The 15,213-nt window shown below is 70.9% G+C and carries 14 protein-coding genes; 12 read left to right on the top strand and 2 right to left on the bottom strand.

Going from position 1 to position 15,213, the window contains the following annotated elements; all coding sequences use genetic code 11:
- Nucleotides 1–85: 85 nt before the first annotated feature.
- Complete coding sequence (locus GPY60_RS06935; protein ID WP_197283570.1) at nt 86–2,782, top strand: ATP-binding cassette domain-containing protein; 2,697 nt, start codon at nt 86–88, stop codon at nt 2,780–2,782.
- 108 nt (nt 2,783–2,890) lie between these two features.
- Here GPY60_RS06935 and GPY60_RS26565 read toward each other — a convergent pair whose 3' ends face one another.
- The gene (locus GPY60_RS26565; protein ID WP_197283571.1) at nt 2,891–3,055 is read right to left on the bottom strand and encodes a hypothetical protein; all 165 of its coding nucleotides are present in this window, start codon (nt 3,053–3,055) and stop codon (nt 2,891–2,893) included.
- Nucleotides 3,056–3,244: 189 nt separating this feature from the next.
- On the opposite strand from GPY60_RS26565, the gene GPY60_RS06940 reads away from it, so the two are divergent.
- The 10 genes from GPY60_RS06940 to fadD1 all read left to right on the top strand — a co-directional run bounded on the left by GPY60_RS06940 (nt 3,245) and on the right by fadD1 (nt 13,010).
- A complete protein-coding gene (locus GPY60_RS06940) occupies nt 3,245–3,853 on the top strand; it encodes a tetratricopeptide repeat protein (protein WP_156686903.1) in 609 nt (202 codons plus the stop codon).
- 121 nt (nt 3,854–3,974) lie between these two features.
- Nucleotides 3,975–5,153 carry an acyl-CoA dehydrogenase family protein gene (locus GPY60_RS06945; protein ID WP_156686904.1) on the top strand — a complete coding sequence of 393 codons (1,179 nt, stop codon included), beginning with the start codon at nt 3,975–3,977 and terminating at the stop codon, nt 5,151–5,153.
- Between the two features lie 3 nt (nt 5,154–5,156).
- Nucleotides 5,157–6,278 (top strand): acyl-CoA dehydrogenase family protein, encoded by a 1,122-nt coding sequence (locus GPY60_RS06950; RefSeq protein WP_156686905.1) that lies wholly within the window; start codon nt 5,157–5,159, stop codon nt 6,276–6,278.
- Entirely contained in the window at nt 6,271–6,771 is a 501-nt protein-coding gene (locus tag GPY60_RS06955; RefSeq protein ID WP_156686906.1) for a MaoC family dehydratase, read from the top strand. The genes GPY60_RS06950 and GPY60_RS06955 overlap by 8 nt, the downstream gene beginning before the upstream one ends.
- 7 nt (nt 6,772–6,778) lie before the next feature.
- Nucleotides 6,779–7,225: a MaoC/PaaZ C-terminal domain-containing protein gene (locus tag GPY60_RS06960; RefSeq protein WP_156686907.1), complete on the top strand. Its 447-nt coding sequence runs from the start codon at nt 6,779–6,781 to the stop codon at nt 7,223–7,225.
- Nucleotides 7,222–8,424, top strand: a complete 1,203-nt coding sequence (locus GPY60_RS06965) for a thiolase family protein (RefSeq protein WP_156686908.1) — start codon at nt 7,222–7,224, stop codon at nt 8,422–8,424. The genes GPY60_RS06960 and GPY60_RS06965 overlap by 4 nt, the downstream gene beginning before the upstream one ends.
- A gap of 2 nt (nt 8,425–8,426) precedes the next feature.
- Entirely contained in the window at nt 8,427–8,834 is a 408-nt protein-coding gene (locus GPY60_RS06970) for a Zn-ribbon domain-containing OB-fold protein (RefSeq protein WP_197283572.1), read from the top strand.
- 17 nt (nt 8,835–8,851) lie between these two features.
- A complete protein-coding gene (locus GPY60_RS06975) occupies nt 8,852–9,817 on the top strand; it encodes an alpha/beta hydrolase (protein ID WP_156686910.1) in 966 nt (321 codons plus the stop codon).
- The gene (locus tag GPY60_RS06980) at nt 9,814–11,424 is read left to right on the top strand and encodes a flavin-containing monooxygenase (RefSeq protein WP_156686911.1); all 1,611 of its coding nucleotides are present in this window, start codon (nt 9,814–9,816) and stop codon (nt 11,422–11,424) included. The genes GPY60_RS06975 and GPY60_RS06980 overlap by 4 nt, the downstream gene beginning before the upstream one ends.
- Nucleotides 11,424–13,010, top strand: coding sequence for a fatty-acid--CoA ligase FadD1 (gene fadD1 / locus GPY60_RS06985; RefSeq protein ID WP_156686912.1), 1,587 nt, complete (start codon nt 11,424–11,426; stop codon nt 13,008–13,010). Before GPY60_RS06980 ends, fadD1 begins: the two co-directional genes overlap by 1 nt.
- Here fadD1 and GPY60_RS06990 read toward each other — a convergent pair.
- Complete coding sequence (locus tag GPY60_RS06990; protein ID WP_156686913.1) at nt 13,003–13,860, bottom strand: DMT family transporter; 858 nt, start codon at nt 13,858–13,860, stop codon at nt 13,003–13,005. The genes fadD1 and GPY60_RS06990 overlap by 8 nt on opposite strands.
- Before the next feature lie 232 nt (nt 13,861–14,092).
- Here GPY60_RS06990 and GPY60_RS06995 point away from each other — a divergent pair, with 232 nt between their 5' ends.
- On the top strand, nt 14,093–15,190 hold the full coding sequence (locus GPY60_RS06995; protein WP_156686914.1) for a ferredoxin reductase: 1,098 nt from the start codon (nt 14,093–14,095) through the stop codon (nt 15,188–15,190).
- Nucleotides 15,191–15,213 lie beyond the last annotated feature (23 nt).

A 15,213-nucleotide genomic window follows, 5' to 3' on the forward strand; every position in this document is an offset into this window, starting at 1 on the left:
CGCCCTTGCTGCGCTTCGGCCATAGGCAGAACCGGCATGGGCGCATCGCCCCCAAGCGGCGCCGCTGCCGATACAGTTACTTCTGATGAGCCGACCAGTCCCCCCTGTGCTGACCGTGCGGTACGAGGGATCCGAGCGCACGTTCGCACCAGGCAACGACGTAGTCATCGGGCGTGACCTTCGCGCCGACGTCCGCGTCGCGCATCCCCTGATTTCCCGGACGCACCTCATCGTGCGGTTCGACCAGGGCCGATGGATCGCCATAGACAACGGCAGCCTCAACGGGCTGTACGTGAACAACCGCCGGGTGCCGGTCGTGGACATCCACGACGGCATGCGGGTGAACCTCGGCAATCCCGACGGTCCCGCGCTGACGTTCGAGGTTGGCCGCCACCAGGGCTCGGCCGGGCGCCCCCCGCTGACGACGTCGATCCCGATCTACAACGCGCCGAGCGGGCCCAGCGCACAGGTGCCGCACGGCCAACCGCCGACGGCCGGGCATTGGCCAGGCCAGGCGCAGCAACCGTCGACCGCGTCGCTCCGCCCGCCGCAGCAGGCGCCTGCCGGGCCGCAGCAGCCGATGCACCCGCCCAGCGGACCCCAGGCGAGCCATCCGCCCAGCGGGCCGCTGCCCAGCCCGCCCTCCGGCCCGCAGCCGCGGCCACCGACCGGCGCACAGAACTTCGGCCAGCCCAGTGGGCCGCAGCAGGCGCCCCACATCTACCGGGCCCCACCGGCGAACGTGCCGCCGGCCCATGTCGCCGAACCGGAGACCGGCCGCTTCGGCGGTGACTCGTCGAACATCGCGACCTCGATGATGAAGATCCTCCGGCCGGGCCGAACGGCGGTGGAGTCGACGCCGGGCGCCATCAAGATCGGCCGGGCCAATGACAACGACATCGTCATCCCGGAGGTCTTGGCGTCCCGCCACCACGCCACCCTGATCCCGACGCCGCACGGCACCGAGATCCACGACAACCGCAGCATCAACGGCACGTTCGTCAACGGGTCGCGGGTCGACACCGCGGTGTTGCGAGACGGCGACGTCGTCACGATCGGCAACATCGACCTCGTCTTCGCTGGCGGCACCCTGGTCCGCCGCGACGAGAGCGCCACCTCCACCCGTGGCGGCGGCCTGGACGTCCGGGGCGTCTCGTGGACGATCGAGAACAACAAGACGCTGCTCGACGACATCTCGCTCACCGCGCAGCCCGGCACGCTGACCGCGGTGATCGGCCCCTCGGGCGCGGGGAAGTCGACCTTCGCGCGGTTGGTCGCCGGCTACACCCACCCGACGAAGGGCACCGTGTCCTTCGAGGGCCACAACGTGCACGCCGAATACGCGTCCCTGCGCAGCAGGATCGGCATGGTGCCGCAGGACGACGTCGTGCATGGGCAGCTGACGGTCAAGCAGGCCCTCATGTACGCCGCGGAACTGCGGCTGCCGCCGGACACCACCAAGGAGGACCGCGAACAGGTGGTGGCCCGGGTGCTCGAGGAACTCGAGATGACCAAGCACCTCGAGACCCGCGTCGACAAGTTGTCGGGTGGTCAGCGCAAGCGCGCATCGGTGGCCCTCGAGCTGCTGACCGGGCCGTCGCTGCTGATCCTCGACGAGCCGACGTCCGGCCTCGACCCGGCGCTCGACCGGCAGGTCATGACGATGCTGCGCCAGCTGGCCGACGCCGGCCGTGTGGTGCTCGTGGTCACCCACTCGCTGACCTACCTCGATGTCTGCGACCAGGTGTTGCTCCTCGCCCCGGGCGGTAAGACCGCGTTCTGCGGGCCGCCAAGCGAGATCGGTCCGGCCATGGGCACCACGAACTGGGCCGATATCTTCAGCTCCGTCGCGGGGGACCCCGACGGGGCCAAGGCCCGTTACCTGGCGCGGACGGGACCGCCACCGCCGCCGCCGCCGGCCGAGCAACCCGCCGACATCGGCGACCCCTCGCACACGAGCCTGCTCCGGCAGTTCTCGACGATCGCCAGGCGCCAGGTCCGGCTGATCGTCTCCGACCGGGGCTACTTCATCTTCCTGGCGCTGCTTCCGTTCATCATGGGCTCGCTGTCGATGTCCGTGCCGGGAGATGTTGGCTTCGGCAGGCCGAATCCGATGGGCGCCGCTCCGACGGAGCCGGCACAGATCCTGGTGCTGCTCAATGTCGGTGCGGTGTTCATGGGCACGGCACTGACCATCCGCGACCTGATCGGTGAGCGGGCCATCTTCCTGCGGGAGCAGGCGGTGGGCCTGTCCACCACGGCGTACCTGCTGGCGAAGGTGTGCGTGTACACGATCTTCGCGATCGTCCAGTCGGCGATCGTTAGCGTGATCGCGATCTACGGCAAGGGCGGGCCGACTCAGGGCGCCGTGGCGCTCGGCAGTCCCGAACTGGAGCTATTCGTCGACGTCGCCATGACCACGGTCGCTTCGGCGATGCTCGGTCTGTTGTTGTCCTCCATCGCCCGGTCCAACGAGCAGATCATGCCGCTGCTCGTCGTGGCGGTGATGTCGCAACTGGTGTTCTCCGGCGGGATGATCCCCGTCACCGCGAGAGCCGGGCTCGACCAGATGTCCTGGGTGACACCGGCCAGGTGGGGCTTCGCGTCGTCGGCCTCCACCGTCGACTTGCTCAGCCTGCAGGACAAGGTCCCGCAGACGCCGCACGACTCACACTGGCGTCACACGGCCGGCGCGTGGTGGTTCGACATGGGCATGCTGGTGCTGCTCAGCGTTTGCTATCTCGGGTTCGTGCGCTGGAAGATCCGTCTGAAAGGCGGCTAGGGGCGATCGCAAGCGCGGCCGCGGCGATCGCAAGCGCGGCGTAGCCGCGCGATGGGGGTCGCCGCCGAAGGCGAAGCCGGGCGCGGCGGGTCGGCACCATAGGAACGGCTAGGCGCCCTTGCGGACCGCCGCTTCCGCGGCGGCGCGCATGCGGTCGGACAACTGCAGGAGCCCGTGCTCGCCCACACCGTTGGGCAGTGTGTAGGCCAGCTGCCGCAGTTCGATGGCACAGTCGCGCAATTCCTGGCGGAGGCGCGTCTCGTTGGTGGGCATCTTTCCCTCCCTGGGGCCGGGGCGTCTGACCGTGCGACCAGCCGATTGGCCAATGGTCCCAGCCCAGGCCCTCAATCGCGACGGGCCCGGTGCGGTTTAACGGGAGTTTGACAGCGTGTTTACAGGGAGCCTGTTTAGAGCGCCGTGAGTGAGTTGCTTTCGGCCGGGAGAGTGGCCTTTCATCGGGGCATGGTCACGGAAAGCGGGGATGTCACGGAAAGCGGGGAAACCGCCGGCGTCGGCGCGCTGCGCGAGCGCATGGCGGCGCACCGCGAGGCCGGCGACCTGGCTGCCGCCGTCGCCGTCGCGCGGGAACTGCTGGCCGACTGCGAGGCACGGCTGGGCCCCCGCCACCCCGACAGCCTCGCCCTCGCCCTCGCCATCGCGAACTGGCGGCAGCATCTCGGCGACATGGCCACCGCGGCCGACGACCTGGACCGGCTCATCCCGCTGCTCGCCGCCGAGTTGGGCGCCGAGCATCCCGACACCGTGACCGCCCGCCACATGAGGGCAAGCTGTCCCGACCCCGACGTGGATCCCGTCGCGGCGGCGGTCACCTGGTTCGAGTTGTTCGCCGACGAGCAGCGCGCCCTGGGCCCCGACCATCCGACCTCCCTCGGCGCCCGGCACAACGTGGCGGTCTGGCGCCGACAGCTCGGCGACCTGATCGGCGCGATCGACGAGATGGATCACGCGCTCGCGGCGCGCGCACGGCTCCTCGGGGCCGAACATCCCGACACCGTCGCCAGCCGGTCGGCGCTGGCCGCGTGGCGGGCCGAAGCCGGCGAAATCGCCTGAGGGTCAGGGTCGGCGGTCGCGACCGCGAGCGTAACGTCATGGCGAAACGGCGAGCGGACATCCGCCGTGGCGTTACGCTGGCGGCGCTCACCGAGACGGCTGGCACGATAGAGGGGCCGGAATGGACTTCGAACTCGACGCCGGCCAGCGCGCCTGGCTGGCCGAGGTCCGAGAGTTCCTCCACGACAACGTCACCCCGGAGCTGAGGGCCGAACTCGCCCGCCACGACCTGGAATTCCCCGGCGGCGAGGTCGCGCGGTTCCGCCGCAAGATCGGCGCGAAGGGATGGTTCGGCCTGAACTGGCCGCGCGAATACGGCGGGCTGGACCTCGGGGCCGTGCACCTGCACCTGTTGATGAGCGAATTCGAGTACTGGGGTGTGCCGGGACCCGACCTGACCGTCACCTCGGTGGCGCCGATGATCATGCGGCACGGCACCGAGCGCAACAAGCGGGACTGGCTCCCACGGATCGCCCGCGGCGAGATGATCTGCGCCGTCGGATATTCGGAGCCGGAGGCCGGCACCGATCTGGCCGCCCTGCGCACCCGAGCCGTCCGCGACGGCGACGACTGGGTGATCGACGGCACCAAGATCTGGAACAGCGGCGCGCAGCGGGCGACCCACGAATGGCTTTGCGTGCGCACCGATCCCACCGCCCCGCGGCACCGGGGCATCTCGGTCGTCATCGTCCCGATCGACACCCCCGGCGTCGAGATCCGCCCGCTCTACGCGTGGTCGGGCTACCGCACCAACGAGGTGCGTTTCGACCGGGTGCGGGTGCCCGTCACCAACCTCATCGGTGAGGTCAACCGCGGCTGGACCTACATCACCGGCGCCCTAGACCTCGAACGGGGCGCCCTGACCAACTCGGGCGACCTGCGCCGCTCGGTCGACGAGCTTCGGGAGCTCGCGCGACGCCCGCGCCGCGACGGATCCGTGCCCGCGGACAGCCCGGCGCTGCGCCGGCGGCTGGCGCAGGCCGAGGCCGACGTCGAGGTGGCCACCCTGATGGGTTACGAGGCGGCGTCGATCCTCGACAGCGGCGTCATCCCCACCGTCGAGGTGAGCGTGGAGAAGATCTTCACCAGCGAACTGCGCCAGCGCATCGCCGACTTGGCGCTCGACCTGCTGGGCCCCGACGGGCTGCTGGCGCATCGCAGCGAAAACGCCCCGCTGGCAGGCAAATTCGAACGCCTGTACCGAGCCGCCCCGCTGATGCGTTTCGGCGGCGGCACCAACGAGGTGCTGCGGGACATCATCGCGCAGCGCGGCCACGGGATGCCGTCGTATGGACGCTGATCGATGAGGGCAGTGCTCACCGCCGAGCAGCGCGAGCTCGCCTCGATGGCCCGCGCGCTCCTCAGTGCGGAGAACCCGGTCAGCCAGGTCCGCGCGCTGCGCGAACCCGGCGCCGACCGCGACACCCCGACCCTGTGGAAGGCCCTCTCCGGCGCCGGGATCTTCGGGCTGGCGATCGCCGAGGAGTACGGCGGCTCCGGCGGATCCCTCGACGACATGGCGGTCTTCGCCATCGAGGCGGGCCGCGCGCTCTGCCCGACGACCGTGCACAGCAGCATCCACGCCGCCCTCGCGGTCGACCGGCTCGGCACCCCGGAGGCCAGGGCCGCGTGGCTGCCGCCGCTCGCGCGGGGAAGCCTGCGCGGCACCACGGCGTTGTCCAGCGCTCGCGACGCCGCGATCGTCGCGCCCTCCCTGCGCGCCGAGCGGGCGCCGACGGCGGGCTGGCGGCTGACCGGGACCGCCGACTACGTCGCCGACGCCGACGTCGCCGACGTCATCGTGGTGTCCGCCGCGGCGGGCGACGAGACGCTCGGCTTCCTCGTCGGGCCACGGACGGCCGGCATCAGCGTGGAACCGCTCGACATCGCCAGCGGCCACCGCGCATTCGCCGTCCGATTCGACGGCGCCGCCGTGGGCGCCGACGCGCTACTCGGCACCGTCACCCCGGCGGACCTGCGCGCAGTGGCCAACACGGGTGTGGCGCTCGGCTCGCTCGACCTGGTCGGCGTCGGGCAGGCCGTGATCGACCGCACCGTCGAATACACCACGATGCGCCACCAGTTCGGGCGACCGATCGCCTCGTTCCAGGCCGCCCAGCACCTGGTCGCCAACATGCACATCGCCGTCGCCGCGGCGCGCCTGGCGGCACACTCGGCGGTGTTCTGGCTCGCCCGCGGCCACACCGCCACGCGCGAGACGGCCATCGCGCGCATGCACGCGGCCACCGCGGCGCGGCTCGTCACGCTGGACGCCCACCAACTGCACGGCGGCATGGGTTACGTCCTCGAGACCGACCTGCACCTGTGGTCGGAACGGGCTCGGCTGTTTTCGACGCTCGGCGGCGGTGCGGACGTCGCCGCGGCGTGGCTGGAGGAGAGCCCGGAAGGGAGCGCCGGTGAGTGAGGACACGCTGATCGACGCCGAGGCCGCGTCGCGAGTGGGCACCGTCGCGGCGTCGGCCACCGGGGAGGTCAACCGGCGCGACTGGCAGCGCTGGGCCGCGGCCGTCGGCGACCACAACCCGCTGTGGTTCGACCCGGAGTACGCGCGCGCCAACGGTTTTCGCGACATCGTCTGCCCGCCGCTGTTTCTGCAGTACGCCGTCCTCGGCGTCACCCACCTCGAGGCGCTGCGGCCCGACGGCTCCTCGGGCGCCGCCTCGGGTGGCCTCGCCTTTCCCCGGGCCCCCAAGCGGATGGCCGGCGGGGAGAGCTTCACCTTCCACCTGCCCGCCTACCACCGCGACCAGATCGACATGGTGCGCACCATCGACTCGATCGTCGAAAAGCATGGCCGCTCGGGCAGATTCGTGTTGGTCGCGTGGCACACCGTCTACTCCAATCAGCACGGCGAGCTGGTCGCCGAGGCCTCGACGTCGATGATCGCCCGCCCCTAGGAGCCCCATGACCGGCCACCAGGTGTTCTTCGAAGACGTCGCCGAGGGCGAGCAGATCCCCGCGCTCACCGTCACCGTCGACGAGACCCAGATGTTCTTCTTCAGCGCCGCCACCTACAACGGCCACCGCATCCACTACGACAAGGAGTGGGCGCGCACCGTCGAAGGCTACGACGACGTGCTGGTGCAGGGGCCGCTGCAGGCCGCCCTACTGGCGCGCGCGCTCGGCGACTGGATGGGCGGGCTCGGGCGCCTGGTGTCCTTCTCGGTGCAGAACCGCGGAGTCGCCCACCCCGGCCAGCGCCTCACCTTCGGCGGGACCATCACCGGCAAGCGCCTCACCGACGACGGGGCCGGGCTGGTCGATCTCGACGTCGCCGGGCGCCGCGACGACGACGTGCTCACACCCGGGACGGCCACCGTCCGGCTGCCCCGGCGCGGGACGCCGTCATGACCGGACTGCGCGGGGAGGCGGCGATCGTCGGGATCGCGGAGCTGCCGGCCGAACGGCGCCCGACGCGGCCGGCGGCGTTCACCCTCGACCAGTACGCGCTGCTGGCCAAGATGGTGGTCGAGGACGCGGGCGTCGACCCGGCGCGCATCAACGGCCTCATCACCCACGGGGTAGCCGAGTCGGCCATGTTCGCCCCCGCCACGCTGTGTGAATACCTCGGCCTGCCATTGGATTTCGGCGAGCGGGTCGACCTGGGCGGCGCCACCGCCGCCGGGATGGTCTGGCGCGCGGCGGCCGCCGTCGAACTCGGCGTCTGCGACGCGGTGCTGGCCGTGGTGCCCGGGTCGGCGAACGTGCCGCATTCCGAGCGCCGACCCGCCGCCGCGCCGAATTGGTATGGGGCGTCGTCGAACAACTACGGGTCGCCGCAGGCCGAGTTCGAGATCCCCTACGGCAACGTCGGCCAGAACGCGCCTTATGCGCAGATCGCCCAGCGCTACGCGGCCGAATACGGGTACGACCCCGCGGCGGTCGCCAAGATCGCCGTCGACCAGCGTGCCAACGCGTGCGCGCATCCCGGCGCGGTGTTCCACGGCGCCCCGATCACCGTTAGCGACGTGCTCGCCAGCCCGATGATCGCCGACCCCATCCACATGCTGGAGACGGTGATGCGGGTGCACGGGGGAGCGGGTGTCCTGGTCGCCAACGCCGACATCGCCCGCCGGTCTCGCCACCGGCCCGTGTGGATCACCGGGTTCGGCGAGCACATCGCCTTCAAGACCCCCACCTACGCCGACAACCTGTTATCCACCCCGATCGCGCGGGCCGCCGACCGGGCGTTCGCGATGGCCGGGCTCGGGCGGGCCGACGTCGACGTCGCCTCGATTTACGACTGCTACACCATCACCGTGCTGATGACCCTCGAGGACGCCGGATTCTGCGCGAAAGGGAAAGGGATGGGGTGGGTTTCGGACCACGATCTCACCCATCGCGGCGACTTCCCACTCAACACCGCCGGCGGTCAGCTGTCCTTCGGCCAGGCGGGCATGGCGGGCGGCATGCACCACGTCGTCGACGGGGCCCGCCAGCTCATGGGCCGCGCGGGTGACGTGCAGGTGCCCGACTGCCACACCGCGTTCGTCACCGGCAACGGCGGCATCATGAGCGAGCAGGTGGCGCTGCTGATGAGGGGGGACTGATCGTGACCGTCCCCCTTCCCGTTCCCGAGCCGACACCGGTGTCGCGACCGTTCTGGGACGGTCTGGCGCAACACCGCATCCTGGTGCAGTACTCGCCGTCGCTCGGGCGCCACGTGTTCTACCCCCGCACCCTGGCGCCGGGCACCCTGGCCGACGACCTGGAATGGCGCGAGATCGACGGCGCGGGAACGCTGTACACGTTCACGATCGCCCGCCGCCCGACCGGGCCGCCCTGGGTGGACGCGGTGCCGCAACTGCCGGCGGTGGTGCAGTGGGATGCCGGCCCGCGGGTGAGCACCGAGCTGGTCGACGTCGTCCCGGACGACGTCCGGATCGGCATGCGCGTCGCGCCGGTGTTCTACGATCTGCCCGAAGCGGGGATCACCCTGCTGAAGTACCGGCCGGCGTGACCCCGACGGAGGCCTCCATGGACGACCCCATCCAGGGCGATGTCCGGGCGGTGCTGCGCGAGTTGCAGGCCGGCTTCCCGCGCGTCGAGACCATGACCGCCGCCGAGGCCCGTGCCGCGGTCGCCGAACGCCGGTTGCCGACCCCGAACCTCGACGACGTCCGCGCCACCGAGGACGTCGCCCTGCCCGGGCCCGGCGGTGCCATCCCCGCACGGATCTACCATCCGCACGGCGACCCCGGCCGCAGCCGGCCGGGGATCGTGTTCTGCCACGGTGGCGGATTCGTGTTCTGCGACATCGACTCCCACGACGGCTTCTGTCGCGCCCTGGCCCGCGGCGCCGACGCGGTCGTCGTGTCGCTCGGCTACCGCCTGGCCCCGGAACACCCCGCGCCGGCGGCCGCGCTCGACGCCTACGCGGCGTTCGGCTGGGTGGCCGGGCACGCGGCCGACCTCGGGATCGACCCGGCGCGGATCGCCATCGCCGGTGACAGCGCGGGGGGCAACCTCGCGGCGGTCACCGCGATCCTGTGCCGGGATCGAGGGGCCGGCGCGCCCGCCGCGCAACTCCTGCTGTACCCGGCGATCGACCCGACGTTCGACACCGACAGCTACCACCGCTACGCCACCGGTTACTTCAACACCCGGGCCGCCATGCAGTGGTACTGGCGCCAATACCTCGGCGGCGCAGGGCCGTTCGAGCCGCCGTACCTGGTCGCCCCGTCCCGCGCGGATTCCCTCGCGGGCCTGCCGCCCGCCGTCGTCGTGACCGCGGGCCTGGACCCCTTGCACAGCGAGGGCTGCGACTACGCGCGCCGCCTGGGCGAGGCGGGCGTGCGCGTCCTGCACCGGGATTTCCCCGGCCTGTTCCACGGCTTCGCGACCATGCTGTCCATCGCGGCCGCATCATCCGCCCTGACGCTGGTGTGCCGCGACCTGCGGGGGCTGCTCGCCCCGGTCGCCGTCGGAAGCGCGCCGCGGTGACCGACGTGACCGACGTGATTGTCGTAGGCGCCGGGTTCGCCGGCCTGTACGCGGTGCACCGGGCCGCCTCGGCGGGAATGTCTGTCGTCGGCGTCGAGGCCGCCCCCGACGTGGGCGGCACCTGGTACTGGAACCGCTACCCCGGCGCGCGGTGCGACGTCGAAAGTGTCGACTACTCATACTCTTTCGACGAGGAGCTGCAGCAGAGCTGGACGTGGACCGAGCGGTTCGCCGCGCAGCCGGAGATCCTGGCCTACCTGCGGCACGTCGCCGACCGCTTCGACCTGCGCCGCCACTACCGGTTCGGCGTCGACGTGGTCGGGGCCGACTTCGACGACGGCCGCTGGCATGTCCGCACCGCGAGCGGGGACGTTTTCGGGGCGCGGTTCCTCGTGTGCGCGACGGGCTGCCTGTCGGCGGTGAACCGGCCCGACATCCGCGGCGCCGACGAGTTCGCCGGCGAGGTCTACTTCACGGCCGCCTGGCCGCGCGAGGACCCCGACCTGCGCGGCAAGCGCGTCGGGTTGATCGGCACCGGTTCGTCCGGGATTCAGGCGTTGCCGATCGTCGCCGCACAGGCGGCCGAGGTGGTCGTCTTTCAGCGGTCCGCCAACTACAGCATCCCGATGCCCAACCGCCCGTGGACGCCGGACGAGCAGCGGCAGATCCGTGAGCAGTATCCCGAACGCCGCCGCGCGTCCGCCTACGCGTCGGCGGGGACGCCGCACGGCACCTATCACAAGAAGGCGGTCGACACCGCGCCGGAGGAACGCGCCGACGCCCTGTGGCGGCGCTGGCGCGAGGGGGGCGTGCTGTTCGCCAAGACCTTTCCCGACCAGAACAGCGACGTGGCCGCCAACGACATCGCCCGCGAGTTCGCCGAGGAGCGGATCCGCGAGATCGTCACCGATCCCGCCGTCGCCGCCGACCTGATCCCGGTGGACCACCCGATCGGGGCCAAGCGCATCTGCACCGACGCCGGCTACTACGCCGCCTTCAACCGGGACAACGTCCGGCTGGTGAACCTGCGCCGCGAGCCCATCGACGCGATCACGGCGCGGGGCGTGCGCACCGACCGCATGACCTACCCGTGCGACGTGCTGATCTTCGCGACGGGCTTCGACGCGATGACCGGCGCGCTGACCCGGATCGACCCGCGGGGGCCCGGGGGTGAACGGCTGCGCGACATCTGGGCCGAGGGCCCGGTCACCTTCCTCGGCCTGATGGTTCCCGGCCTGCCGAACCTCTTCACGATCAGCGGGCCCGGCAGCCCCTCGGTGCTGGCCAACATGGTGCTGCACGCCGAGGTTCAGGTCGACTGGGTCACCGAGCTGATCCTGACGGCGCATGAGCTCGGCGTCTGCGAGATAGAACCGCGTCGCGACGCCGCCGAGGCCTGGACCGAGCACGTCGCGGTCGCCGCCGACCAGACCCTGTTCACCAAGGCGGCGTCGTCGTGGTACCTGGGCGCCAACATCGACGGCAAGAAGCGGGTCTTCATGCCCTTCGCCGGGGGATTCGGCACCTACCGGCGCCACTGCGAGGGCGTGGCGCACGACGGCTACGCCGGTCTGGTGCTGACCGCGCGGTACGGGCCGGGAACCTAGTGCCCGAAACCGTCCAAGAGCTGCTGCGGCAGCGGATGCACGACGACACCCCGGCGGTCGTGTGCGGCGACCAGATGTGGACCTGGCGCGAACACCTGGCCGAAGCCGAGGCCGAGGCGGCCGCGCTCATCGCGCTCGCCGACCCGGCCCGTCCGCTGCATGTCGGTGCGCTGCTGGGCAATTCGCCGGCGATGCTGCGCGCGATGGCCGCCGCCGCGCTGGGCGGCTACGTGCTGTGCGGCATCAACACCACGCGGCGCGGCGCCGGGTTGCTCGCCGACGTCCGGCGCTCCGACTGTCAGATCCTGCTCGTCGACGGCGAGCACTCGGAACTGCTGAACGGCTTGGACCTCAACGGGATCCAGGTGATCGACGTCGGCTCCGAACGCTACGCCGACGCGGTGGCCGGGGCGCCGCCGCTGACCGCCCACCGCGAGGTGACGGCCGCCGACACCCTGATGATGATTTTCACCTCCGGCACCAGCGGCGACCCCAAGGCGGTCCGGTTCGCCCACGGGATGGCGATCATGTGCGGGGCCAGCCTGATCTTCCAGTACGACGTGACCGCCGACGACGTCTGCTACCTGTCGATGCCGCTGTTCCACTCCAACGGCATCGCGGCGGGGTGGGCGGTCGCGATCGGCAGCGGCGCCACCATGGTCCCCGCCCGGTTCTCGCCGTCGCGCTTCGGCGACGACCTGCGTCGCTACGGCGTCACGTACCTCAACTACGTGGGCAAGCCGCTGGCGTTGATCCTGGCCACGCCCGAGCGCCCCGACGACGCCTGCACGACACTGCGGATCGCGTTCGGCAACGAGGCGACCGACCGCGACATCGCCGAATTCGCAAGGCGTTTCGGCTGCCGGGTGGTCGACAGCTTCGGGTCGAGCGAGTTCGCCGTCATCGTCGTCCGGGAGGACGGCACCCCGCCCGGGTCGATCGGCAAACCGTACCCGGGGGTGAGCATTCTCGACCCGGTCACGCTGCGCGAGTGCGAGCCCGCGCGATTCGACGAGCACGGCGCGCTGGCCAACTTCGACGAGGCGGTCGGCGAACTGGTCAACACCCACGGCGCGGGGCCGTTCGCCGGCTATTACAACGATCCGGCCGCGACGGCCGAGCGACTGCGCCACGGCATGTACTGGTCGGGTGACCTGGCCTACCGCGACGCCGACGGCTGGATCTACCTGGCCGGGCGCACCGCCGACTGGATGCGAGTGGACGGCGAGAACCTGGCCGCGGCGCCCATCGAACGGATCCTCGAACGGCTGCCGCAGGTCAGTCAGGTCGCCGTCTACGCCGTGCCCGACGAGCGGGTCGGCGACCAGGTGATGGCCGCCTTAGTCCTGCGCGACGGGCAACGCCTCGAACCGGCCGGCCTCGAGGCCTTCCTGGCTGCGCAGCCCGATCTATCGCCCAAGGCGTGGCCGCGGTACGTCCGCATCAACGACGACCTGCCGGCGACGGCGACGAACAAGATCCTCAAGCGCGCGCTGATCGCCGCGGGAGTCAGCGCGCAGGGCGGCATCCTGTGGACGCGCCCCGCCCGGGGCACGGCCTACAGCGTGGTCAGAACACCTAGCTGACGGTTTCGTCGGTCGGCTGAGGCGCCTCGCCGAACCGGGCCAGCACCAGTGTCGCGCACACCGCGACGAGGAAGCCCGTGACCACCAGCCAGCCGAGTCCGTCGCGAGCGCGGTCACCGAGCCACACCGCTCCGACGAAGGCGGGCGCGATCGTCTCACCGACGACCATCCCCGCGACCGCCGTGGTCACCGAGCCGCGGTGCAGGGCCGAGGTGAGCAGAAGGAAGCCCGCGACACCGCCCGCGGCCGCCGCGTAGAGGGCCGGGTTCGTGTAGAAGGAGCGCTTGGTGGGATCGATCACCTCGATCAACCGCACACCCACCTCGACGACGCCGAAGCCGGATCCCGCGGCGAACCCGAGCGCGAGCGCGCGGGGACGGTCGGGCAGCCGGCCCGCCACGGCCCCCGCGACGAAAATCGTTGCCACCACACCCAGCAGCGCCCACCCGAGGCCCGCCGGCGCCCGACGGAAGTGGCCGGGCCCGGCGGCGAGCGCGAGGACGACGAGGCTGGCACACACCACCGCCACCGCCGTCCATTCCGCGCGCGACAGGCGCGCCGACAGCATCCAGGCCGCCACGATCCCGGTGACGGCGATCGAGGCCGCGAGCGCCGCCGCCACCACATAGATCGGCACCAGGCGTAGGGCGGCCACCTGCAGGAGAAACCCGACGCCGTCCAGGCTTACGCCGGCCAGGTAGCGCCACTGGCGCGCGGCCCGCATCAGCAGCACCGTGTCGACGCCGGAACCGCTGCCCGCCTCGACGGACCGCGTCGCGGCGGCCTGCAGGACGGAAGCCGTGCCGTAACAGACCGAGCACCCCAGCGCGAGCAGGAAGCCGACCAGCACATCGAAGACTTTAGGGTCCGCCGACGACGGCGAACACCATCGGAGATGTTTGGGCAACACCGATGTGGGGCACGTCACAAGGGGCAGACGGGGCGGACTGGCCAGGGCGGAATCGCTTCAGTGAACATCTGATGCGCTATGTGATGTTTGAACATATGTTGAATCACTTTGCCAAACAGGCAAATCAACGCCGAATGTTTAAGTTCGGTATACAAATGTGTACTGTTGAAGCATGGCCGAACGCGGAGCGCAGCCCAAGGTCCCACGCGGGCGTCGGTTATTCCTGCGAGCGGTGCGGCGATTGTTCAGCCCGCTGCAGCCGGACGACTACCTGGAAATGATCAACCCGCTGTGGACCACGAAGGAACTGCGCGGGAAGGTCGAAGGCATCGAGCAGCAGGGCTCGGAAGCGGCCAGCATCCTGATCCGGCCGGGATACGAGTGGCCGGGCCACAAGCCCGGTCAGTACGTGCGCCTCGGCGTCGTCATCGACGGCGTCTACCACTGGCGCGCGTACTCGTTGACCTCCGACCCGGAGCCCAAAGACGGGCTGATCAGCGTCACGCCTAAGCGGGTCGACGGCGGCGCGGTGTCGCCGTATCTGGTGCACACGATCCAGCCGGGCGATCTGGTGCGGCTGGGCGAGATCGAGGGCGTGTTCACGCTGCCCGAGCCGGTGCCGCCCAAGATGCTGTTCATCAGCGCGGGCAGCGGCATCACACCGATCATCAGCATGCTGCGCAGCCTCGACAGTCGGGACGAGATGGGCGACGTGCTGGTCATCCACTCGGCGCGCACGCGCGAGCAGGTGATGTTCCTCGAGGCCCTCGAAGAGCTCGCAGACCGCCACGACGGCATGCGACTGGACCTGCGACTCACGTCCGAACAGGGACGGCTCAAGCCCGAGGACCTCGACGAGGCCTGCCCGGACTGGCGCGAGCGCGAGGCGTTCTGTTCGGGGCCCGGCGACATGCTCGACGCCCTGATCGAGCACTGGGAAGAACACGGCGACCGCGAACGCCTGCACTTCGAGCGCTTCCAGCCCAAGATCGGCGGCGACGCCAACGCGGGGGAAGGCGGCACCGTCTGCTTCCTCGACAGCGACAAGGAAGTCGAATGCGACGGCGGCACGTCGATTCTCGAGGCGGGGGAGAAGGCCGGCCTGAACCTCGCCTTCGGCTGCCGGATCGGGATCTGCCACACCTGTGTCGGCACGCTGAAGTCGGGCAAGCTGCGCGACCTTCGCTCCGGCGACGTGATCGAGCCCACCGGGCAGGACGTGCGCATCTGCATCAACACCGCCGAAGGCGACGTGGAACTTCAACTTTGAGGCAGAGAAAACTTTTGAGGCAG

The sequence above is a fragment of the Mycobacterium sp. Marseille-P9652 genome (genome assembly GCF_902652685.1).
Classification (GTDB): domain Bacteria; phylum Actinomycetota; class Actinomycetes; order Mycobacteriales; family Mycobacteriaceae; genus Mycobacterium.